This window comes from Prosthecobacter sp. (assembly GCF_029946185.1).
Taxonomy (GTDB): Bacteria; Verrucomicrobiota; Verrucomicrobiia; order Verrucomicrobiales; family Verrucomicrobiaceae; genus Prosthecobacter.
On record NZ_JAQSEA010000279.1, the window covers coordinates 87,303 to 108,478 of the forward strand.

A 21,176-nucleotide genomic window follows, 5' to 3' on the forward strand; every position below is an offset into this window, starting at 1 on the left:
ACTGAAGAAGTCTCAGATGTTTAAATGTGCAGCACCAATGAAGTGCGGCTCAGTTCCACATAGTCGCCTTGGGCCAGCATTTGCAGCAACCCCTGCCAGTTAGAATTCACCAACTGTTCAAGCTGCTTATTCGGAATGTTTCCAGTCGTGATAAACAGCAGCTTGGCAGGCTCGCCGTGCATGAGAAAGCTGTCCACGAAATCACGATCCTTGGTGACGACCACCCGCTGCTCGGCAGCAGCGATGCGGCGGATCTCACTGTCCGCAGTGAGATTGCGAGCGGGCAAATCAAGCGTATGCACGACGTCCGCGCCGAGCGCCCTCATCTTGTGCGCCAGCCGTCGCGGCAGTTGCGCATCCACGATGAATTTCATGCCAGCACAGGTTCAATGCGCTTTGTACGTGTCACTTGCGCCGCCCAGGAAATAGCTGCCCGCAAATCATCCGCTTCCAAGTCCTCATAGTCGGCCAGAATTTCTTCGTTCGTCATGCCGCTGCTCAAGAGTTCGAGCACAAACTCCACCGGGTAGCGCAACCCACGAATGCACGGCTTGCCGTGACAGATGTCCGGTGAAGAGGTGATGCGAGGAAAAAGCTGGCGGTCACTCATGTGGCAAAGATTATCACAGACTGCCTTCTGCGACAACCAAAGCCTACTTCGCCACCCCCGCCACGGCGATGCCCAATTCCACCGTCGGTTCAGCCGGGTCCTTCATCGGCGGTTCCGTAGCCACTCCGTTGGCGGATTTCAGATCATTGCCCACGGACCAGATCAGACCGCGTGCGAGGCTGTATTGCAGCGGTGCACCCGTGTAGGGATCGACAGGCACATCGAGCAGGAAGTTAAAGGTGCGCAGTTGTTCGAGGGTGCCAGGCAGCATTTTCTTCTCGGCAATGCAGCGCCGCACCGCAAACAAGGTGATGATCAAATTCCCACGGGTGCGCGCAATCCCAAGCTCTGCGGGCAGAGAAGTGTAGGCCTTCATTCGCTGATGGTAGTACACCATCCCGGCGGCATTCGGCTGGTAGGAGGCTTCGGCGGCAGCGTCGTCTTTCAGCCGCACTTCAGCGGTGAGTACCAGCGGCGTCTCCACATCACTTTTGATCTGCCGGAACGCCGTGGCGAAATGCTGCAGGGTTTCATACGGTTTGAAAAACAAACGGCCTGGACGTTGCAACTGTACACCGCCCGGCATGGTGTCGAGATTCTCGCCACTTTTCGGGCCGAGAATGAGCTTTTTCTCATGCACGTAAAACGCATTCATCGCGCCTTCCAGTACTTCCGTCGTGGGCTGGCAGACATTGAACTGGCGCTGAAACTGCCGCAGCGTGGCCTCCGGCAGACGGGTCTGTCGCAGCAGATCAGCCAGCGTCTGCGCGGCAAGTGTCTGCGCCTCCAGCGAGCGCTTGTAGCAGGACGGCCAGGCCCAGATCTGCTCCAGCCGCCAGCCGAGTTCAGCGAGATCGATCGCCGCAGTAAACGCCTCTTCCTCATGCATGCGTCGGGAGAGGTAAGCCGCCTCCGCCTGCTTGAGTACCAGCGCCTGACGCCAGCGCGGGTCTTCGCATGGGTCGGTGGCATGCCATGCCGCATGCGCGGAATGCCAGTCGGCGTCCTCCAGCAGATCACGCAGATTGTCGAGCGCCACACCGTTTGACTGCACGATGCGCGAGAGCGTGGGCGTGTCCCACAGCCACGGTGGTTTGCCAGCAAGCTCCGTATTCTCAAAGGGGACCAGCGCCTGCAAAAACTTGCGCAGCTTGTCAGGCGTCTGAATCGAAGTCGCCTGATCGACCGGCCGGTTCAAGAGCAGATCTTCGTCAAAGCCCGGAGCACGATCATCCACATACAGCCAGGCGATGAAGACCAAGGCCAGCAATCCCATGCTCAGGAGGGCCAGCGTGGACCATGAGGCATCACGCTCCACCACGCGCTTGGGCCGCGCCTTCGGCACGAGTCTGGAAGGCGGCGCGACAGGTGCCTTGGCAGCCTCCGTCGGCGTTTGCACCGGTGGCGCGGGCGCTGCCGCTGGCTTACGCGGCGGCGGGGCAGGGGCCTTCCTCTCCTCCACGTAGCGGGTCTTTTTCCCCGGCGGCGCATCCAGCCACTCCAGATCCAGTTCCCACGGGGACGCCCATGCACCACTCGACTCTCCGCTTCGTGCGGGCTTGTCGTCGGGTGTTTCTGGCGGCGTATGGGGCCGGATCATGTTGCCGCAGTATGAATGCACTCCTGCCCCACGGCAACGGGCGTCATGCCTCGCCGCCCGGTTCTTAGCGCCAGGCCATGAACCGATAGCCTCCCAGCGGGTGCTCATGCGCATACGCCTGCCATTCCTTGCCAAGTCCCAGCGCATCCCTCAATTCGTCACCGCGAAATCCCGCTCGAATGCTCGCCTGCATGTCATGCCGCTGCACATGATTGAGCTCCGCCAGCTCGCAAAACAATCTGCCGGAGATGCTGTGAATCCACCGCCGCGCCGGCTCCGCCGCCACGATCAATCGCGTCATGGGGGACAGCCCCGAACCCAGCAGGTGCAGTTGTTCCGTGGTGAAATGATGCAGGAACAAATTTGCGACCACGATCTCGGTTTCCGGCAGCGCCTGCGCCAGCACATCGCCACACGTCCAGTGCGCCGCCGCTGGCCAGTGTGCAGGCCTGGCTGCCAGATCAAAGGCATGCAGCGCCGCCACCGTGCAACACCCGGAGGCCAGCAGCCGCATGGACAGCGCCCCGTCTCCCGCACCCAGCTCCGTGATGCGCCAGCCGCTTTCCCGATGGCGGCGGATCATGCGCTCAATCCAGCGATGATTGCCCATGATGCCGTTGACCTGCAGCATTTCCTCACGCGCACGGATGGCGTCGGGGTCGTCCTGCGGCAGCGTGTCGAGCAATTCGGGCTGGAGGATACGCTCTTGCATTATTTCAATCCGTTGAGGTCAAGGCCGCGAGAAAATCAGCGTCACGTTCGAACCGCCGAAGCCGCTGGAGTTGCTCATCGCGACATGGGGAACCTGATCGGTCGGGCTGGTGAGGATGTCCACTCCTTCGCAGGCGGGATCAAGCTGCTGAATTTTCCCCGAAATCGGCATGAAGCCTTCCTTCAAAGCCAGACAGCAGATGCCAGCCTCCAGAGCTCCCGCGAGGCAGAGTCCATGACCCGTCAGCGCCTTGGTGCTGCTGACCTTCGGTCTCACATCGCCCGTAAAAACGGTTTTAAGCGCGTTCAGCTCGGCCGTGTCGCCGGCGCTGGTCGCGGTGGCATGGGCGTTGATGTAGTCGATCTCGGTGGCCTTCAGACCGGCATCTTGCAGCGCGTTGGTCATGGCGCGTGCCAGCCCGCTGCCGGTCGGATCCGGTGCCACCACATCGTAGCCATCCGAAGCTTGGCCCCAGCCTTTGACCTCAGCGTACACTGTGGCACCGCGTGCGGCGGCGTGCTCTGCCTCTTCAAGCACCAGGACAACGCTGCCACCAGTGATGATGAAGCCGTCACGGCCTGCATCAAATGGACGTGGTGCCAGCGCAGGGTCACTGTGGGAACTCAAGGCCCGCAACGCCGCAAATGGCAAAATGGTATGCAGCAGCTGGGCGTCTTCTGCACCGACGACAAACATGGTTTTCTGCCGCCCCATCCGGATCATGTCACTGGCGTGACCGAGGGCGTGTGAGGACGAGGCGCAGGCGCTGTTGAAAGCCAGTGACGCGCCTTTGATCGCAAACAAGGCCGTGAGATTGAGGTGCAGCGAATTCGGCATGCCGCTAATCACCACGGGCGCCGAAGTCCGTGCCGGCCCTCGCTTGATCACCGAATCCATCGCCAGATACGTCATCCAAGGCGAACCGGCCGAGGCGCAGTACAAGCCGGTCAGAGGGTCTGAAACCTGCGTGGGTTCGAGTTTGGCATCCGCGATGGCCTCCTGCATGGCGGCAAAAGCGAACACCGCATTCGGCACCATCGTGCGCAATTGCGCGCGGCTCAGCTTCACATGCTCCGGAAAGGTCCAGTCGAGCGGATCAGGTGTGGAAAATTCAAAACCCTTCACCGTACCCGCCAGTTTCACGCGGTCATTCGCGGCGGCCAGTTCCGGGACAAATTCAATGCCCGAGCGACCCTCTTTCAGGCTTTCGGTCACCGCAGCACGGTTGTTGCCGATGCTGGAGATGAATCCCAGCCCGGTGACGACCACCCGCTTCATGAGTCACTCGCGCCGAATTTGGAACGGAGAAACTTCTTCAGATCACCCAGGGTAATGATGCCTCTCAGGTCTTCCGTGGCAATGGTGAGGCCGAGCACTTCTTCTGCCGTCATCACCACTTCGATCATGCCAAAGGAATCCATGCCAATGTCATCGATCAGCTTCATGTCATCGGTCACCGATGCCACACCATCAGGCCGGGGATTGGCCGCATCCCGCGCCAGGACGCCGAGAATGATGGCGTCCAGCTCGTCGGGGTTCTTGCTCTCTTCAAAGCGAAGTGCAGAGGCGACCGTCTCCTCACCGCAACGTTTGAGGGATTTGATGATCTCTTGTTTTCTATCGTCGCTGACGGCCATGGCGCTGTTTAGTCAATTATAGAGTTGGTTCAACGCTTTTCCAGCATGGAAGAAGACTAGGCACCCGTGTCAGGCAGCACCAACACTTCCATTGGGTGGGCCTATTAGGGTATTCAGGCTGTATGTTACTCGATTACAGCAGGCCTCCCTCCGCCCTGAGCCGCCGCAAAGGCAGACTGGCCAAAGGCACCCGTTCGAGAGTGTTGAAAGGAATGGTGAGCATCGCATAAAACGAGCTCACGTACCTAGAGATGCGGCCCCGGCAAAGCAGGTACTTCAAAAGCACATCGCGCAGCATGGACTTCGCCCTGCCGCGCCACGTTCCGAACCACATGCCCCATTCAGCGTGGGCGATGGCTGCTTGGGCCGCTTTGCGCCGAAAGCGGTCATACGCCGGCAGCAGTGCCAAAGGGTCACCCTGGCTCAGGATGGCGGCGAGGAATTCCGCATCGGCAAAGCCGGTGTTCATGCCCTGACCACCGATCGGGCTCATGCCGTGCGCGGCATCCCCGCAAAGGATGATGCGCCCTTCGTAGTAGCGGTCACACTGGTGACGGCGCGGGGTAAAAGGGCTTTCACTGAGCTGGTCGGTGGCTGCAATATCGAGGCCGGTGCGCTGTTTGATCAGTTCACTGATCAGCCCGGGTCGTGGCGGCTCCAGCGGCGCTTCCACCTGCACCACCCAGCGCCGCTGGCCGCCGGGCAGCGGGAAAGACTCCACCGCGCCGGTGGCCGTGAAAAACAAATGCGCTTCTTCGCCAAAGTTGCTGCGGTCGATGAAGTCGCCCATGACAAAGTGGCAGCCATAAACATGCCCCGGTGCCCGCATGCCAATGCCCTCGCGCACGCGGCTGCGGCTGCCATCACACCCGACCACAAAACGTGCTGTGAGAGTCCGTTCGCCGGCCTGCACGCGGCAATGATCCGCAAACTGCCGCACGCCACTGACTTCACAGCCTGCTTCGAGAAACTCCTGCCCGAGATGCTTCTGCAAGATCGCAACGGTGATGACCTGCGGCAGCGAAAGAATGAAGCGGTGCACGTCCGGAATCTCGCGAAACGAGACGCAGCCGAGCGGGCCACTCTGGCCATGCACCAGGCAGTCGCGCACCTTCACACCCCTGGCGATGAACTCGGCGGCGATGCCCAGCTTGTCCAGGATCTGCAATGACGGCGGAGTGATACCGATGGCCGCCGAGTAAGCGAGGGGTTCCGCACGGCGCTCCAGCACGCGGAGGCGCATGCCCTGCTGCTTAAGCAGGCAGGCCAGCAGCAGACCCACGGGACCGCCACCCACGATGATCACGTCAAAGTCGGTGGCTGCCGCCGGGCTGTCAGCGCCCGTGCTCATACCACTGCGTGTACCAGCGCAGCGGGTTGGGCTTTCTTCGCTGCCGGGATCGCCGCGCCACAGCGTTCCAGCACCGCCGTTTCCACCGTGAGTCCGGGACCAAAGGCAATGGCGCAGGTCATGGCGCGCTCCGTTTCCGCCTCCTCAAGGAAGCCTTTGAGGACAAACAAAACCGTCGGGCTGCTCATGTTCCCATAGTCACGCAGCACGCCCCGGGACATCTCCAGCGCAGCGGCGGGCAGGGCGAGCTGCTCCTCGATCTGGTCAAGAATCGCACGCCCTCCGGGGTGCACCGCCCATTCGTCGATGTCCTCCAGCCTCAGTCCGCGTCGGTCGAGGATGCCGCCGAGCATCGCACGAATGTTGCTGCCGATGAGTTCTGGCACATAGGCCGACAGCACCATGTTGAAGCCGTGGTCGCCAATATCCCAGGCCATGTGCGCTTCGCTCGAAGGAACGAGGGCTGAATGAAAGCCCTGCACCCGGTAAAAAGGCCGGTCACGCGCCGGCTCGCGGGCACTGACGATGGCCGCCGCCGCCCCATCCGCAAACAGCGCATTCGCCACGATGCTCTCCGGCTTGTCACTCACCTGCAAATGCAGCGAGCACAGCTCCAGGCACATCACCAGCACCACCGCCTGCGGATTCGCCTCACAAAACTGCGCCGCCATCCGCAGCGCCGGAAACGCCGCATAGCAGCCCATGAACCCCACCGTATAGCGCTCCACACTCTCATTCAGCCCCACCTCACGAATGATGTGGTAATCCGGCCCCGGATTCGCAAACCCCGTGCACGAGGCAAACACCACATGCGTGATGTCGCTCTTCGCAAACTGCGGGCACTCCGCCAGCGTCTTGTGCGCCAGCTTCACCGCGAGTTCTCGGGAGGCCTTGGCATACAGCGCATTGCGCTGGCCGGTCGTCGGCGAGTTGATCGATCCATCCGGCAGGGTGTGAAACAGCTCGCCATCATCCTTCATGAAGTCAGCGCTGGCGCTGTAGCGCGTCTCAATGCCCGTGCGTTCATAAATCATCTCGATCAGCCGTTTGGCCCGCGGCTCAGACACCCAGCCCTTCATGCGCTCCCGCGCAAACTCGTTGCTGTAGATGTGTTCTGGCGTCTCAGTGGCGATGTGGTGGATGAAAGCGGGCATGATCAGGAAGGGTTACGTTTCAAGGAGACGGCAGCGTGCACCTGGATCGTATCGCCTACTCGAGTGATGAACAGCACAGAGGGGACCTTGATGTCGCTCTTTTTCAACGAGACATCGAAGTCGAGACCTAAAGCGGCCTTGTCGCCCTGCTGCCTTCAGTGGCTGAAACGGCTGGCCCCTGACAGCGGAAGAATCGCCCTTAGAGTTGGTTTTGAGGTTAAGCGGCAGGCTGCCAGTTGACGCCGACGGCTTTTGCCACACGCCGCGGCGTAAGCGGGGTCAGCCTTGTGGAAGTGGCCCAGCTGACGGCGCACGATTTCCTCCGGCACCCCTTACATCGCAGCGGCGATGTTGCTGAAAAGCTGCTGATCCGCGCTCATGAGGCGGAAAAGATTGCCCGGCTGCGTGTATTCATCATTACCCTCGCCCCATACCTCCTGCCCGCCAAAATTCGGACCTTTCGCCAGGTCCATCCCCGCCACCCATGAACTCGCCCGCAAGACCACCCCCATTGCGCTCGATCAAGTGCCCAAGGAGGAAATCATCGTGCTGAGCGACGGCCACTGCCTCGGCGATCTCACCTTGAGCGTGTGCCGCATCCGTCGCGGAGAAGACCGCCTGGAATGCGAGCAACTGGAAACCCTGCTGGCCATGGTCGGTGCCGGTCTCGGTCTAGGCATCGTTCCCGCCATGGCCGTCGCCATGCTGGGAGGCGCATCCGCCACCGTCGCCATCCGGCCCTTCCTCGCCCCCGAACCGCAGCGGGTCATCAGTGTCATTAAACGCCGCGCCGCCAATCTCAGCCCGGTCGCCAATGCCTTGCTCTCCTATTTTGATTTCAAGCCCGGTGCCTGATAAATTGGCAACGCAGACTTCTCTTTCAGCGCCTGCCTGCTAACGATTTGCCATGCCCTCCACCCACCGCTGGAAATCCCTCGCATTGCGCCTCTGGCGCGTGGCGTTGCTGGCGCTGGTGGTCATGGCCATCCGGCGCTCGCACTCGCCTGCGGCGGTGGAGCTGACCGTAGACCGGGTGCATGACTTTTTCCCTGCCGCTGCGACCCTGATATCTCAAAACGGCATGCAGGCGGTGAAGGATGCCTCGGGCATCACCCTTGGCCATGTCATGCAGACTTCACCGGAGGCGGATGACATCATCGGCTACTCCGGGCCGACGAACACGCTCATCGCGCTCGACTCACGCGGCAAGGTCCTGGGGCTGCGCATCCTGAGCAGCGGCGACACGACGGATCACCTGGCGGAGGTGGTGCGGGAACGAGCGTTCTTCAAGCAGTTCGCCGACAAGAAAGCCGCCGAGCTCGCGAACCTGCAACCGCATGCCGTTTCTGGGGCGACGCTGACGAGCAGCGCGATTGCCGAAGGGGTGCTGCGCCGCTTGGGCAGGAGCGCGACGACTTCGCTGCGGTTTCCTGACGCGATCACACTGGATGAGGTCAAGAAGCTCGAACCGCACGCGGCGACCCTGCGCGAAGCCAAAGCGCACCCCGGTTCCCAAGAAGTGCTGGATGCGAAAGGTGCGGTGATCGCGCTGGCAGTGCGCACCGCTCCCGCCTCCGATGGCACAGTCGGTTACAAAGGACCGAGCGACACCTTCATGCTGATGGATCCCAGCGGTACGACGCTGCGCGGCATCGCCCTGCGGCGGAGCTATGACACGGAGCAGTATGTAGGCTACGTCACCGGCGATGAGGCGTTTTTGAAAACGTTTGATGGCATGACGACGGAAAAGATCGCGCACATCGACTTCAATGCCGCCGGCGTCGAAGGTGTTTCAGGGGCGACTCAGACGAGCTATGGCATCGCGGAAGGGATACGGGTGCGCGCTGAGTCACTGCTTCATGAGGAGGTGGCCCGGAGCGGCTGGTGGCAGCAGATTCGATGGCGCTGGCAGGACAGCGGACATGTGGCGATCCTGCTGGCGGCTTTTGTGATGGCCTTCACGCCACTGCGCGGTCGGGCGTGGTGCCGCCACCTGCATCATGTACTGCTGGTGGTCTATGGCGGCTTCATTGCGGGTGAAATGCTGTCCCAGGGACTGCTGGCAGGCTGGGCAACTCACGGCACCCCTTGGAAGAATGCCCACGGGTTGGTGCTGCTCGCCGCCGTGGCGCTGCTGGGGCCCGTATTCACCAGCAAGCAGCTCTACTGCCACCACATCTGCCCGCACGGTGCCTTGCAGCAGCTTCTGGTGCGGCGTTTGCCCTGGCAGTGGTCGCCCTCGAGAGCGCTCGACAAGCGGCTGTCCAAACTGCCCTTCGTGCTGCTCGCGTTCATTCTCTTTAGCGTGGCCTGGGCACTGCCGGTGAATCTGAACGCGCTGGAGCCCTTTGATGCCTATCTGTTTCGCGTGGCTGGCTGGGCGAGCATCCTCATCGCCATTGTGGGCCTGCTGTGGTCCCTGTTCACCCCGCTTGCGTACTGCCGCTACGGCTGCCCGACGGGCGCCCTCTTCAAACTACTGCGCTTCACCGGCGACGGCGATCGCTTCGGCGCGCGCGATTGGCTCGCCGCGCTGGGCGTGACATTCGTTCTTTTCTTGGCTCCGGGCTGAAACCGGACTACCAACACAACTGACATGCCCATCATTTCCAAATTAGAGTCCAAATTCGGTCGTTTCGCCATTCCCGGTCTCGTACAGATCATTGCCGGATTTCAACTGCTGGTGCTCTTCATGGTCATGGTGATGTCGCCGGAGGGTGCGGCAGCGTATTTGCAGTTTCTTGAGCTGAACCCAAACCGGCTGATGCACGGCGAGGTCTGGCGGCTGTTCACCCATGTATTCATCCCCGGCAATTTTTCGCTCATCTGGGCGCTGATCGGCGCGATGTTTATGATGTGGATTGGGCGAGGGTTGGAGTCGGCCTGGGGTGCGTTTCGCGTCAATCTCTACGTCCTCGGCTGGATGTTTGCCGTCACCGTGGGAGCGCTGGTTTTTCACTGGCCTGCCTCGGGAATGTTTCTCTTCCAAACACTGCTGTTCGCCTTCGCGACCCTGTTTCCGAATGAGGAAATTTACATCTACTTCATCCTGCCGGTCAAAATGAAATGGGTGGCGGCACTGAGCGCGGGCATGACGGCCTTCATCGTCATCGGCAATCCTGCCCTGCTGCTCCCGGTGCTGCTGGCGCATCTGAACTTTTTCGTCGCCTTTGGCCCCGGCTTCATCAGCGAACGGGCGCGCATGGCCCAGGTCGCCTCACGCCGTGGGAAATTTGAATCTGCCAAGCCCCCCGAGGGCACGTTTTTCCACCAATGCTCGGTCTGCAAAAAAACGGAGCTGGATGATGCACAACTGGACTTCCGTGTGCTGGACTCCGGCGATGAAATCTGCAGCGTCTGCCGTGCGAAACAGACCGGAGGATAAACGCCATGGATGACAAGCTCGCCGCCGAGTTTCTGGAGTTCATGGAGGTGGAGCGCCGCTCCTCGGAACGCACGCTGGCGAACTACGAGCTGGCCCTGCGGCAGTTCCGCGAATGGCGCACGCCGTTCAAAGGCTGGAGCGAACTCACCGCCGATGACTTCCGCGCATTCTTGTTTGATCTGATGAAGCGCGAGCGCGGTCGGGCGACGATCCGGCTGCAGTTCGCAGCGCTGCGCAGTTTTTTCAAATGGCTCACACGTCGGCGCGGCTGGAAGGCCAATCCGCTGCTGGAAGTGCAACTGCCTAAGCGCGAAAAAAAGCTGCCCGTGGTGCTCACCGTGACGCAGGTGGAGGCCATGCTGGCGCTGCCTCTGAGCTTGGAAAAATCCAAGCGTGACGCCGTGTGGGCACCCGAGCGTGACACGGCGATCCTGGAGCTGTTTTACAGCACCGGCATGCGTCTGAGCGAACTCGTGGGCCTGAACGTGGCGGACATCGACACCTACACCGAAACTGTGCGAGTCTTCGGCAAAGGCAAGAAGGAGCGGCTCTGCCCCGTCGGCTCCAAAGCACTCGAAGCCGTGCAGCGCTACCGTGCGAAGGCTGGCGTGCATGACGGTGCGCTGTTTCTCAGCAAGCTGCGCACCCGCATCACCGGCCAGGCCGTGGACGATGTGATCATGAAATACTGGCGTGCCTCCGGCCTGCCCGTCCACCTCACCCCGCACAAGCTGCGCCACAGCTTTGCCACGCATCTGCTGAACAATGGCGCGGATCTGCGCAGCGTGCAGGAGTTGCTGGGTCATGCGAGCCTTTCGACCACGCAGATCTACACACACGTCTCCACGCAGCGCATGAAGGAAGTCTATGAAGCCGCGCACCCGCGCGCATAATCGATCACTTCTTCACCCAGGTCGCAACCGGCGTGGCCGTGTGCACAGGGGCTTCATCCATGGCAAAGGTGATGCACAGGCTTTGCGGACCTTTGGCCCCATCGACCGAGGCCTTGAGGACGTGGATGTTGGCTTTCACCAGATCGCGGGACTGCTCGGTAGCGGGTTCAGGCGGTATGCCTGCACTGAAGGTGGCCGAGGCGGGTGACACAATGGTGGCGACGAGAGTCTTGCCCCCGAGAGTGAGCTTGGCGGTGGTGCCGGTGGCGCTGATCTCCGCCATCGTGTGCATGCTCCAAGTGATGTTGCCGGTGTTTTTCATGAGGAGGTCATCCTGCACCACAATGTAGGGCTTCACCCCGCGCACCACCATGACGCCACGATGAACATCCTTCGCCGGTTTGGAGTAGGCCCTGGTCATATCGACCACAGCAAGGCCGAGTTCCGGTGTCGAGGCACCGAGCAGCACCGCAGCTTTGGCGTCGAGCTCCTGCTGGCTGCCGTCAATGACCAGCGTGTTCTGACCCAGTGTGTTTTCAAGGTAGAGTTCAAAGCGCCTGGTGCGGTCCGCGCCCGGTTTGACTTCAAAGCCGGGTGCTTTGTCTGTCTCAGCACCGAGCTCGATGCCCCAGCGCTGCCCGCCTGCCTCCATCACAAAACTGCCGATGTCGAGCTGCGCCGTCGTGTTTTCATTTTCGCCACCTTTGACGGCGATGAAATAATCCGTCTTCTCCCAGCCGGAGCGCGAGGTGGCCACGAAGCCGCCGGGCTGCGCGTAGTCCATCGAATCCGCCGTGCCGTCTCCGGCGGCATGCGGGTTGTAATAGATGAAGTTGCCGACCTGGCCAAAATAGGAGGCAGTCACCGGCTGCTTGCCAGTGGCGGCGACGGCACGGATGCCGGGATTTCCCGCGATGCCACACAGCCAGGTGGCGACCCAGGGACGGGTGGATGCAGCGCCTGTGGAATCTCCGAAATTGAAAGTCTGACCGCTGGGCCCCATCATGTGCATGCGGGCGGTGTTGAACTGCGGGATACCTTCCAGCAGGCTGATGTTGAGATCACGTCCGGAGGCCGCTTTGAGGGACTCTGAGAGCATCGCGACGTAATCCATCACCGTTTCACCGGCCTGCAGGCCTTCGGGCCAGACACCTGCCGGAGCAAAACGGACGATGCCTTTGCCAAAGACCTTGGCTGCCGCATCCGCCGCTTTTTTGGCAATGGCCGGGTCCTCATCTGCAAGGCAGATGGCGGAGATCAGCAGCGCGGAGGCGGCGGCCATCTGCTTGCTGTCTGGCAGCAGTTTGCTCACATCCGGTTTCGCTTGGGCCTTTGCCGGAGCTTTCGCTGGTGCTTTTGACTTTGTTCCCGTCTGGCCGCCGGAGGTGCCTTTGGCGCTCTCGGGGATTTCTTCACCCTCCAGATGAGCGATCAGGGCGCCGATGCCTTTCTCTGTCATGAAGGTACGGATGACCGCCGCCTGCTCAGCGTTTAATCCTGCGCGGAACCAGTCATACCCCAGCGAAGTGGCCACCACGAGATCGGTCAAATTGTCGATGAGATCAGGATGCCAGTCGCGGAAGGTGATTTTGTCTGTCAGGGCGATGAGTTCCTTGGTGCCTTTGTCCTGCCATTTCAAATCGCCGTCGCAGAAGTGCAGCGCGCCCAGCAGACCCATGCGATAAACGGCCTTCGGGCCTTCACCACCGGTCTCGCCATTGATGCGTGTCAGCTCCGGATCCAGCAGCAGATCCTCTCCGGAAGCCTTCATGGCCTCCATCATTTTTGCCAGCACCGGATCCGCTGCGATCTGCCCTTTCAGCGCCGCCCAGCCAGCCGCGTTGTGAATCAGGCGCGGGCGCACTTTGGCGATGCCACTGAGGTAATCATTGGTCGAGGGGGCCTTGAATTTCGACACAGGAACCACCGTGATCGCAGGCCTCGGAGGCGCGGGCTTTTTCACGGCAGCGGCGGTTTTGGCGCCTGCCTTGGGTGCAGCGGCGGGGGGTGTACCGGCTGGCGTCGCAGGCATCGCCACGGCGGGTGCGGCCGCAGGGGCGGCCTGCATCGCGGCATAGCGCCCTTTCGCGTATTCAAAATCGGCCGCACTCAGACTGGCGATGGCCACATCAAACTCGCGCCCGTCCTTCGTCTTGATCTTCAGCATCTTCGCGACGGCATCGACCGAAATCAGGGTCGCCTCCACCGTTTTGCCGGAGGTGTTCGTCCAGGTGTGAAATTCTTCAGCGAGCTGTGCAGTGGCGCTGGTGGCAGCGATCAGGCAGACGGAAGCAAGAGTAAGGAAACGCGAGACGGTTTTCATGACGAGAGGGTTGAGTGACGCTAAAGCAGCGGGTAGGAGCACCTAGGTCAAGCATAAACGCAGCTCGTCTGCCCGAGTTTGGGGGAAAGACGCGCGCGCAGCCAATTATTTTCCGGTCACCAGCGCGAGACGAAAGCGGCCGTCATACTGGCCGCCGGCGTGAAGGTTGCAGCACTTCAGGCAGGCGGTGGGGCGGCTGAACTTGCGCACACGCTGCACCGGGGTGTGGCAGACGGGGCAGGCGTAGGTCAGCTTGCGCTCGACCTCCTTGCGCGGCAGCGGCAGGCGGTGCTGGGCTTTCTCACCGGCGATGCCGAGATCCGCACAGGCCTGACGCCATTCGCGGCCATGCGGCTCGATGCGGCGGCGGCCACTGCGGTGATAGGCGATCAAATGCGCGAGCTCATGCTTCAAGGTGCGCTCCACCTGACCTTCAAATTCGCGCAGAAGGGGGTTCAGCTCAATGGCCCAGCCTGGATAGCGTGCATAGCCCGCCGTGCTGCGCAGGCGCGCATTCCACGCCACGGTGACGAGCTTGGCTCCGCCCGGAAGATCCAGCGCCAGCAGCATGGCCCGCGTCTGCTCCTCCAGTACCTCATCACGGCCATCAGGGATGGCTTCCTCCGCGGACGCTGCCGGTGCAGGAACGGGCGTGAGATCCCGCACCGTGCGGAACGGCACCCAGTGCGGCAGCGCTGAGAAATCAAAATTCAGCTGGGAGAGATCGAACATGCTCACTTCTTCTTTTTTTCCTGCACCTTGTGTTCCTGCTGACCCAGAGCGTAGAGCATGTCTGGGGCCACGGATTCGAGGATGAATACGTTCGCACCGATGGTGCTGCGCGCACCAATGACCGTGTCGCCGCCGACAATCGTCGCATTGGCATACACGGTGACGTGGTCTTCCAGCGTGGGGTGGCGCTTCTTGCCGCGCAGTGCCTGCCCGGCGGCAAGGGAGCGTGCCACAAGACCGACGCCTTGGTACAGCTTCACGTGATTTCCCAGAGTGGAGGTCTCCCCGATGACCACGCCGGTGCCGTGGTCAATGAAGAAATGCGTGCCGATCTCCGCGCCAGGATGCATGTCGATACCCGTGCGGCTGTGCGACCACTCCGTCATCATGCGTGGGATCACCGGCACGTTTTTCAGGTAGAGCACATGGGCCGTGCGCTGGATCGCGATGGCTTCGAGTCCGGGATAGGCGAGGATGATTTCTTCAAAGCCACGTGCTGCGGGATCGCCAGCATAGGCGGCTTCGACATCCATCTTCAGCAGCGCACGCACTTCGGCGAGGCCCATCAAGAAACTGCACACAATGTCGGCGGCTTCGACATCACGATTTTCCGGATTGCCATTGAGACGCAGGCTGCGGCGCACCTCCACGTTCAGGCGCTCACGGATGCTGGCGACGAGCTCGTTCGTCATCAGCTCCAGTTCCTGGGAAGAGACCGCTTCATCAGAGAAAAAGCCAGGAAACAGCAGGTGCAGCAGATCTTCGCAGAGCGTGGCGATGGCGCGCTTGGACGGCAGATTGCCGCAATCGACGTGGTTGATCCCGCCCACCTCTTGGTACGAGGTCATCAGGCTGGAGACGATTTCATTTTGGCGGCAATCCATGTGCACTCAGCGATACCGTGCTGCGATCTGGATTCAAGCGCGGGGGTGAGCTGATTACTGTGAATAACTCTTGGAATACAGGTTCACTTTGACGCATCGGCATGCGCATTCCATCCGTAGGCCTGTATGCTCAGCCACAGGACCTCATTGGAAAGCTGGTTGCCTCTATGCCTGCGTTGTGGCCTTTCTGCAGAGGGTGGCGCGTGGCATGAGAGACTCGTTGTCGCCTACTCAGAGCCTCAACGTGCGTACCACACACTTCAGCATCTCGAAGAATGCCTGCGCACTCTCGACGATGCCAGGCAGACCGGCTTGATCGCGGAGCCAGACCTCATTGAGATGGCGCTGTGGTTTCATGATGCGGTGTATGATCCGCAAGGCGGTGAAAACGAAGCTCTCAGTGCGCAGATGGCGGTGGAGGCGCTGGGAGAAAGTGCCATGGCGCGCGAGGTGGCGAGACTGATCATGCTGACGAAGTCGCACGAGCCGGGAGAGGGTGTGGATGATGCGTGGATCATCGACATTGATCTCGCGATTTTTGCACAGCCGATGGAACGCGTGATGGAGTATGAACGGCAGATTCGCCAGGAATATGGCTGGGTGCCGGAGACAGTCTATGCGGAGAAGCGGGCGGAGATTCTGACCGGGTTTCTTGAACGTGGACGCATCTACCTCACCGCATGGGCAGGCGAGCGGTTTGAATCGCGGGCGCGGGAGAATCTGCGGATGCTGATCGATGCGGTGAAGCAAGTCACCCTTTGACGCTGCGTGCGCCCCAGGGGTAGGGGCGAACAGAGCCAGGTGAAAAAAACTGATCCAACTGCTGCCGCGTGCGGCGCGACAGGTCGAGCACGATGCGGCGTGGCTTTTCTGCCACCTCCAATTCGAGAGTGACGCGCACCGATTCACCGTAGTTGGAGATCGGAATGACGCCGACCTCTGTTTCCGTCTGTTCGTGCGGAGTGGCGGTGAGCACCTGATTTTCAAAGTCGAGCTGGCCGCCGCTGGCGAGCAGGCGTTTGAACTTCACGGGATGAGGCGCGGAGTCGAAGTTCCAAAGAGCGACGAACACCTTGCCTGAGGCCATGGAATCGGCGGGCCCGAGTGCTCCCAGAGACTGCGCCACGCCGTGGGCGATGGGGATGTTCTTTTTCTCATGATCCACGATGATGACGATTCCAAGCTTGTCCTTCAGCAGCCAGTCACCGTTGTCGTAATACTTCGAATAAACGGACGTGCTGGTCTTCCCTGTGGTACCGTCGTAGTGGCCGACGGTCATGGTGCCTGCATTGCATCCGGCCAGCAGCATGAGGAGGCCGGACATGAAGGACATGCGTAATGCATGAGGGAAGATTCCTGGCTGACTGCGGACGATGGGCAGGAACTTTCTGAATCCGATGCAGATCATGAATTGATTCTAGACACCAACATCGCCACGTCTAGACAAACCCTGTGCTCCCGTCCCTCAACCAACTCAAACTTCCTGACCCCTGGCAGCACCAGGGGGTGAATCTGCTGCGTTCGGGTTGCGATGTCGTGGTGAGTGCGCCGACGGGAGCGGGGAAGACGTACATTTTTGAGCTGCTGCATCAGGGGCGTCATTTACAAGGGCAGGCGATCTACACGGTGCCGACGCGGGCGCTGGCGAATGACAAGTACGCGGAGTGGAAGGAGGCGAAGTGGAATGTGGGCATCGCTACGGGAGACATCGCGGAGAATGTGGATGCGCCGGTGGTGGTGGCGACGCTGGAGACGCAGATCGAGCGGCTGGTGCGTGGAGAGGGGCCAGCGCTGCTGGTGATCGACGAGTATCAGATGATCTCGGATTATTCGCGTGGCGCGCACTATGAAGCGGCCATCGCGCTGGCACCGCAGGGGACGCGCTTGCTGCTGCTGAGTGGATCGGTGGCGAATCCTGAGGATGTGGCGGCGTGGCTGGTAAGTCTGGGTCGCAAGGCGGAAGTGGTGATGACGCGTGAGCGGCCCGTGCCACTGGAAGAAGTGCCGATGGAGACGCTGCCGCAACGACAGCGACAGTTCGAAAACTACTGGCCGCGTTTTGCTGCGGCAGTGATGATCGCTGATCTCGCGCCGCTGCTGATCTTTGCACCGCGCCGCAAGGAGGCGGAGTCGATTGCGCGAAGGCTTGCGGCGGATCTGCCGATGGGTGATCCGCTGGAACTCACGGCGGAACAACGTTCCGTGTGTGGCAAGGATCTGGCCACGCTGCTGGAGAAGCGCGTGGCATTTCATCACAGCGGGCTTTCGTATGGCGCGCGGGCGGGCGTGATCGAGCCGCTGGCGAAAGCGGGGCAGCTCCGAGTCATCGCAGCAACGATGGGACTCGCGGCGGGCATCAATTTCTCCGTGCGCAGCGTGCATGTGGCGGGCACGACGTTTCATGACGGGAAGAGCGAGCACAAACTCGCGCCGGATGAACTGCTGCAAATGTATGGCCGCGCCGGACGTCGTGGACTCGATGACAAAGGCCACGTGATCACCAGCCGTGACAGTCCTTCCATCTTTGATGCGCGGCCTGCGCGGCTGCATCGCAGCACCCTGCTCACATGGCCGATTTTCCTGCGCGTGATGAAGCACGCCGCACTGCGGCAGGAGAATCCCTTTGAGGCCGCGACGCGCTTTGCCGGGAGGTTGTTTGCCAAAGTACCGCCGCTGCTCGGCTTGGAAGAACTGGATCCGAACGTCGTCCATCCGCAGCATGAAAATGCGAAGGCGCTTTTCGGACTCGAAGCCACGGAAAAGCAGGTCATGAACTCGCAGGGCGAGTGGGAGCGCAGGCACAATCATGCGCTGCAACGCGTGCCGCTGAGCCGTGTGCATGGGGTGCTGAAGGTCCCGGCTTTCGCCGCGAAGTTTGCGCATGGGATCGGCCGTGTGGGGAAAATCCGCCGCGAAGCAGAAGTGACCTACGGGGTCGAAATCAGCCTCGGCACGCCGGTGGGAGATGATGTGAAGCCGACGAAGGCGATTCGACGCTTGCTCAAAGTGCCGCGCACTTTGGAGACAATACCGCTGGAGGAAATCACCGTGCTGCATGCCGGTGAACTTGCGAACGCCATCCTCGCGAATGGGGAAGACGTCATCAAGGATGTGGCTCCCGAATTCATCGGCACCATCACGAAGGAAAATCTGGTCTTCGCGTGCTTCGATCTCGCGCCGATCGAGGTGATGGCCTACGAGGACGGTCATGGCATGCTGCTCTTCGCGCCACAGGGACGCAGCATTGTGGTGAAGAACGAAACTGGGGTCCACATGGCCGAGACCGCAACGACCGACCGCGAGCCGCGTGGTGGATCGCCGATTCATGCGTGGCGCACGCTTGGGCTGATCGATGCGGGTGGCGTGCCGACGCGACGCGGTGAAATTTTCAGCTTCTTCCAGCACGGTGAGGGGCTGGCGATTGTCGCGGCGCTCGAAGATGAGAGCTATCCGGTGGACGATCTGGTGCATCACCTAGCGAACCTGCGCAGCGGCTCCAAGTTTGACCTGCCGCTCGATTGCGGTTCCGAACGTCTCGCGGCGGTGTGTCGCGGCACTTATGGTTTCGTGAATCATCACGGCTATCTCGATAACGGTTTGCCAGATGACTATGGCGAAGGCGCGGCGGAGTTGCTTGATGCCCTGCTGCATCCCGAGCAGCCCGGCGCGCAGGATTTGAAGGCAGGCATTGCGGAAGGGGACATCTCCCGTGCGTATGTCGAATGGCTCAGTCTGCTGAGGCACATCACGCATGCGCCGGATCATCCGTGGCGAAGGTGGAAGGAGCTGAAGGAGGCGGCGAAGCAGACGCTGAAGCATCACACCAAGACGCTGCGGCATTTTTTCCATCTGGACCTGCCGCCGCTGACGAACAAGCAGAGGCATGGGAAGACGCGGCATTATTTGATGGTGAAGTGAAGCTTTACTCGTCGGACTGAAATTCTACGCGTGGAATATTGAGTCGTTAAAATCACAGCCCTATGGGGCTCCTAAATATGAACGCAAAAACTCTTGGTCGGCAGCGGAGAGGTTCTGCGGGTTGAAACCCGGAAACTTGACTCCATCATTGCGCTCAAAAACCACCGTCTTGGAAGACTTGTCGGCGGAGATGACTCTGCCGGTCATGACCTTGCCATCCTTGCTCGTCCAGGATCGCATTTCAGTGGGCAGATTCAGGGCTTGTTCTTTCTTGGATCCCTCTGCCACTGAATCCAGATACCCCAGTTGCTGTTTCATGATTTCGGTTCGCTTCGCCCCATCAAGCAACCCAAAAACATCTCTGACGATGACGCGAATATTGTGCTTGTTTGCAACGATCAGGAAGCTTCTTCGAAGCGCATCTGCCTTGTAAAGCGGCACTCCAAATTCATTTTTGATTTCACTCACATTCAACAGGCCACCGCCTTTGTCCAATTGATGTGCTGCCGCAAAACCCTGCTCAGCATCTTCGACAGAATTGTGATAAATCAGACTGATCTCAATATCTGGCTCGGAGTAAGGAACGACAACCATCGTTGGCATGCTTACAGGCTGCTTGAGCTCGGGAGGTATTTCGCCGTCCATGAGCTCAAGAACCACCTCATCGACTTCGGTTTCGTCAACTTCGCAATCTTTGCCAAAGACGCTTGCGGGTGCAATCATCTTCAAGACAGATATGGGAGGGGCGAGTGCGTCTGCGGCTTTGCCAAACACAGCTGTCAAAGTGATCCAAAGCAATATGATGATTGGGTATCTCTGCTTCATGTGATTCGAGAGGTTCTTGGTCAATTTTGCAGAGAATAAAAATTTTTATCCGTCGATACAAGATCATTCCAATCTACTTGCCTCTACTTGTTCTGCCCCATTGCTAAGCAATGGCTTTATAAATTCATAGTTGTGACAAGTGCTTCTTCATCATGAATGATGGATCCTTTGACATGGAACAACATCATCCCCGCATCGGCTCCGGCGCGGTCGGCTGCTACTATGGGGGCCGGTTGGCGCAGCATGGGAGTGAGGTACATTTTTTGCTGCGGTCAGATTATGAGCATGTGAAGGAGCATGGATTGAAGATTTTCAGTCATCTCGGTGACTTTGATCTACCGCAGGTGAACGGCCACCGCAGCACGGTGGAGATCGGGCCGTGTGATCTGGTGATCGTTGCGATGAAGGCGACGGCGAATGAGGCGCTGCTGGAACTGCTGCCGCCGCTGCTGAAGAACGACACGATGATTTTGACGCTGCAAAACGGACTCGGTAGCGATGATTTTCTGGCGCAGCATTTTGGTACAGAGAGTGTGCTGGGTGGTCTTTGTTTCGTATGCATCAACCGCATTGCGCCCGGAGTGATTCATCACATCGCGCAGGGGCAGATTGCACTGGGCGAACACAGCGGTGCACCGCAGGCGCGCACGCTGGCGGTGGCGGCGGAGTTCCGGCGCTGTGGCATTGAGTGCAAGGTGGAGTCCAGTCTGATCGCGGCGCGGTGGAAGAAGCTGGTCTGGAATATTCCGTTCAATGGGCTTTCGATTGTTGCGGGTGGCAAGGACACAGCGGCGATTTTGGCTGATGCGGTGTTGGAGCAGCGCGTGCGTGATCTGATGCGGGAGATCATCGACACCGCAGGACGGCTGGGTCATGCGATTCCGCTGACGCTGATCGATGACATGATTGAGCGCACGCGCACGATGACTGCGTACAAGCCGTGCAGCCTCATTGATTTTCTGGCGGGCAGCGAGGTGGAGCTTGAGGCGATTTGGGGTGAGCCGGTGCGGCGTGCGAAGGCGGCAGGGATTGCGATGCGGCAGGTGGAGAGGTTGTATGAGGAGTTGAAGGAGCGGATTGCGGGCAGATAGTGGGTGTGCGCTGTTTTGTGTGCGGGTTTGAGCGTCAGGAGACGTTCGGCTGACCGCACAG

20 protein-coding genes and 1 pseudogene are annotated in these 21,176 nt (G+C 60.4%); 7 read left to right on the forward strand and 14 right to left on the reverse strand.

Annotated features, from left to right (window positions below; translation table 11 throughout):
* Window positions 1-20 precede the first annotated feature (20 nt).
* The 9 genes and pseudogenes from PSV43_RS22975 to PSV43_RS26165 form a co-directional block, all read right to left on the reverse strand.
* Entirely contained in the window at window positions 21-374 is a 354-nt protein-coding gene (locus tag PSV43_RS22975; RefSeq protein WP_300203297.1) for a DUF5615 family PIN-like protein, read from the reverse strand.
* On the reverse strand, window positions 371-610 hold the full coding sequence (locus PSV43_RS22980) for a DUF433 domain-containing protein (protein ID WP_300203299.1): 240 nt from the start codon (window positions 608-610) through the stop codon (window positions 371-373). The genes PSV43_RS22975 and PSV43_RS22980 overlap by 4 nt, the downstream gene beginning before the upstream one ends.
* Before the next feature lie 43 nt (window positions 611-653).
* Complete coding sequence (locus PSV43_RS22985; RefSeq protein WP_300203301.1) at window positions 654-2,210, reverse strand: hypothetical protein; 1,557 nt, start codon at window positions 2,208-2,210, stop codon at window positions 654-656.
* A 64-nt stretch (window positions 2,211-2,274) separates the two neighbouring features.
* On the reverse strand, window positions 2,275-2,922 hold the full coding sequence (locus PSV43_RS22990; protein ID WP_300203303.1) for a class I SAM-dependent methyltransferase: 648 nt from the start codon (window positions 2,920-2,922) through the stop codon (window positions 2,275-2,277).
* Window positions 2,923-2,940: 18 nt separating this feature from the next.
* Entirely contained in the window at window positions 2,941-4,200 is a 1,260-nt protein-coding gene (locus PSV43_RS22995) for a beta-ketoacyl-[acyl-carrier-protein] synthase family protein (protein ID WP_300203305.1), read from the reverse strand.
* A complete protein-coding gene (locus PSV43_RS23000; protein WP_300203306.1) occupies window positions 4,197-4,559 on the reverse strand; it encodes a phosphopantetheine-binding protein in 363 nt (120 codons plus the stop codon). Before PSV43_RS23000 ends, PSV43_RS22995 begins: the two co-directional genes overlap by 4 nt.
* Window positions 4,560-4,692: 133 nt before the next feature.
* Entirely contained in the window at window positions 4,693-5,910 is a 1,218-nt protein-coding gene (locus tag PSV43_RS23005; RefSeq protein WP_300203308.1) for an NAD(P)/FAD-dependent oxidoreductase, read from the reverse strand.
* Window positions 5,907-7,064, reverse strand: coding sequence for a type III polyketide synthase (locus tag PSV43_RS23010; protein WP_300203310.1), 1,158 nt, complete (start codon window positions 7,062-7,064; stop codon window positions 5,907-5,909). Before PSV43_RS23010 ends, PSV43_RS23005 begins: the two co-directional genes overlap by 4 nt.
* 155 nt (window positions 7,065-7,219) lie before the next feature.
* Window positions 7,220-7,486: pseudogene (locus PSV43_RS26165) on the reverse strand (catalase-related domain-containing protein); the annotation flags it as partial.
* Here PSV43_RS26165 and PSV43_RS23015 point away from each other — a divergent pair.
* Genes PSV43_RS23015 through xerA form a run of 4 tightly spaced genes read left to right on the forward strand, consistent with a single transcriptional unit; the run spans window position 7,443 to window position 11,342 of the window.
* Window positions 7,443-7,919 (forward strand): LysR substrate-binding domain-containing protein, encoded by a 477-nt coding sequence (locus PSV43_RS23015; RefSeq protein WP_345784686.1) that lies wholly within the window; start codon window positions 7,443-7,445, stop codon window positions 7,917-7,919. The pseudogene PSV43_RS26165 and the gene PSV43_RS23015 sit on opposite strands and share 44 nt — an antisense overlap.
* 52 nt (window positions 7,920-7,971) lie before the next feature.
* On the forward strand, window positions 7,972-9,636 hold the full coding sequence (locus PSV43_RS23020) for an FMN-binding protein (protein ID WP_300203314.1): 1,665 nt from the start codon (window positions 7,972-7,974) through the stop codon (window positions 9,634-9,636).
* Between the two features lie 24 nt (window positions 9,637-9,660).
* Entirely contained in the window at window positions 9,661-10,449 is a 789-nt protein-coding gene (locus PSV43_RS23025; RefSeq protein WP_300203316.1) for a hypothetical protein, read from the forward strand.
* Window positions 10,450-10,454: 5 nt separating this feature from the next.
* On the forward strand, window positions 10,455-11,342 hold the full coding sequence (gene xerA / locus PSV43_RS23030) for a site-specific tyrosine recombinase/integron integrase (RefSeq protein WP_300203318.1): 888 nt from the start codon (window positions 10,455-10,457) through the stop codon (window positions 11,340-11,342).
* A gap of 4 nt (window positions 11,343-11,346) precedes the next feature.
* Here xerA and PSV43_RS23035 read toward each other — a convergent pair whose 3' ends face one another.
* The 3 genes from PSV43_RS23035 to PSV43_RS23045 all read right to left on the reverse strand — a co-directional run bounded on the left by PSV43_RS23035 (window position 11,347) and on the right by PSV43_RS23045 (window position 15,281).
* Window positions 11,347-13,665 (reverse strand): heparinase II/III family protein, encoded by a 2,319-nt coding sequence (locus tag PSV43_RS23035; protein WP_300203320.1) that lies wholly within the window; start codon window positions 13,663-13,665, stop codon window positions 11,347-11,349.
* A gap of 105 nt (window positions 13,666-13,770) precedes the next feature.
* Entirely contained in the window at window positions 13,771-14,397 is a 627-nt protein-coding gene (locus PSV43_RS23040; protein ID WP_300203322.1) for a SprT family zinc-dependent metalloprotease, read from the reverse strand.
* A 2-nt stretch (window positions 14,398-14,399) separates the two neighbouring features.
* Window positions 14,400-15,281 carry a serine acetyltransferase gene (locus tag PSV43_RS23045; RefSeq protein ID WP_300203324.1) on the reverse strand — a complete coding sequence of 294 codons (882 nt, stop codon included), beginning with the start codon at window positions 15,279-15,281 and terminating at the stop codon, window positions 14,400-14,402.
* A 159-nt stretch (window positions 15,282-15,440) separates the two neighbouring features.
* On the opposite strand from PSV43_RS23045, the gene PSV43_RS23050 reads away from it, so the two are divergent.
* Window positions 15,441-16,043, forward strand: a complete 603-nt coding sequence (locus PSV43_RS23050) for a hypothetical protein (RefSeq protein WP_300203326.1) — start codon at window positions 15,441-15,443, stop codon at window positions 16,041-16,043.
* Here the strand turns inward: PSV43_RS23050 and PSV43_RS23055 are convergent.
* Window positions 16,033-16,605, reverse strand: coding sequence for a hypothetical protein (locus tag PSV43_RS23055; protein WP_300203328.1), 573 nt, complete (start codon window positions 16,603-16,605; stop codon window positions 16,033-16,035). The two genes, PSV43_RS23050 and PSV43_RS23055, sit on opposite strands and share 11 nt — an antisense overlap.
* A gap of 128 nt (window positions 16,606-16,733) precedes the next feature.
* Here PSV43_RS23055 and PSV43_RS23060 point away from each other — a divergent pair, with 128 nt between their 5' ends.
* Window positions 16,734-19,199, forward strand: a complete 2,466-nt coding sequence (locus PSV43_RS23060) for a DEAD/DEAH box helicase (protein ID WP_300203330.1) — start codon at window positions 16,734-16,736, stop codon at window positions 19,197-19,199.
* A 60-nt stretch (window positions 19,200-19,259) separates the two neighbouring features.
* Here the strand turns inward: PSV43_RS23060 and PSV43_RS23065 are convergent, their stop codons facing one another.
* Complete coding sequence (locus PSV43_RS23065) at window positions 19,260-20,024, reverse strand: hypothetical protein (protein ID WP_300203332.1); 765 nt, start codon at window positions 20,022-20,024, stop codon at window positions 19,260-19,262.
* A gap of 152 nt (window positions 20,025-20,176) precedes the next feature.
* Here PSV43_RS23065 and PSV43_RS23070 point away from each other — a divergent pair, with 152 nt between their 5' ends.
* The gene (locus PSV43_RS23070) at window positions 20,177-21,115 is read left to right on the forward strand and encodes a 2-dehydropantoate 2-reductase (RefSeq protein WP_300203334.1); all 939 of its coding nucleotides are present in this window, start codon (window positions 20,177-20,179) and stop codon (window positions 21,113-21,115) included.
* The last annotated feature ends 61 nt before the right edge of the window (window positions 21,116-21,176 follow it).

What these genes read in the sequence shown, in the direction of transcription:
- PSV43_RS23005 (WP_300203308.1), bottom strand. Translation starts at nt 5,910, where the DNA reads ATGAGCACGGGCGCTGACAGCCCGGCGGCAGCCACCGACTTTGACGTG.
- PSV43_RS23000 (WP_300203306.1), bottom strand. Translation starts at nt 4,559, where the DNA reads ATGGCCGTCAGCGACGATAGAAAACAAGAGATCATCAAATCCCTCAAA.
- PSV43_RS22980 (WP_300203299.1), bottom strand. Translation starts at nt 610, where the DNA reads ATGAGTGACCGCCAGCTTTTTCCTCGCATCACCTCTTCACCGGACATC.
- PSV43_RS23010 (WP_300203310.1), bottom strand. Translation starts at nt 7,064, where the DNA reads ATGCCCGCTTTCATCCACCACATCGCCACTGAGACGCCAGAACACATC.
- PSV43_RS22985 (WP_300203301.1), bottom strand. Translation starts at nt 2,210, where the DNA reads ATGATCCGGCCCCATACGCCGCCAGAAACACCCGACGACAAGCCCGCA.
- PSV43_RS23065 (WP_300203332.1), bottom strand. Translation starts at nt 20,024, where the DNA reads ATGAAGCAGAGATACCCAATCATCATATTGCTTTGGATCACTTTGACA.
- PSV43_RS23015 (WP_345784686.1), top strand. Translation starts at nt 7,443, where the DNA reads ATGAGGCGGAAAAGATTGCCCGGCTGCGTGTATTCATCATTACCCTCG.
- PSV43_RS23070 (WP_300203334.1), top strand. Translation starts at nt 20,177, where the DNA reads ATGAATGATGGATCCTTTGACATGGAACAACATCATCCCCGCATCGGC.
- PSV43_RS23020 (WP_300203314.1), top strand. Translation starts at nt 7,972, where the DNA reads ATGCCCTCCACCCACCGCTGGAAATCCCTCGCATTGCGCCTCTGGCGC.
- xerA (WP_300203318.1), top strand. Translation starts at nt 10,455, where the DNA reads ATGGATGACAAGCTCGCCGCCGAGTTTCTGGAGTTCATGGAGGTGGAG.
- PSV43_RS22975 (WP_300203297.1), bottom strand. Translation starts at nt 374, where the DNA reads ATGAAATTCATCGTGGATGCGCAACTGCCGCGACGGCTGGCGCACAAG.
- PSV43_RS22995 (WP_300203305.1), bottom strand. Translation starts at nt 4,200, where the DNA reads ATGAAGCGGGTGGTCGTCACCGGGCTGGGATTCATCTCCAGCATCGGC.
- PSV43_RS23045 (WP_300203324.1), bottom strand. Translation starts at nt 15,281, where the DNA reads ATGGATTGCCGCCAAAATGAAATCGTCTCCAGCCTGATGACCTCGTAC.
- PSV43_RS23035 (WP_300203320.1), bottom strand. Translation starts at nt 13,665, where the DNA reads ATGAAAACCGTCTCGCGTTTCCTTACTCTTGCTTCCGTCTGCCTGATC.
- PSV43_RS23040 (WP_300203322.1), bottom strand. Translation starts at nt 14,397, where the DNA reads ATGTTCGATCTCTCCCAGCTGAATTTTGATTTCTCAGCGCTGCCGCAC.
- PSV43_RS23055 (WP_300203328.1), bottom strand. Translation starts at nt 16,605, where the DNA reads ATGTCCGGCCTCCTCATGCTGCTGGCCGGATGCAATGCAGGCACCATG.
- PSV43_RS22990 (WP_300203303.1), bottom strand. Translation starts at nt 2,922, where the DNA reads ATGCAAGAGCGTATCCTCCAGCCCGAATTGCTCGACACGCTGCCGCAG.
- PSV43_RS23025 (WP_300203316.1), top strand. Translation starts at nt 9,661, where the DNA reads ATGCCCATCATTTCCAAATTAGAGTCCAAATTCGGTCGTTTCGCCATT.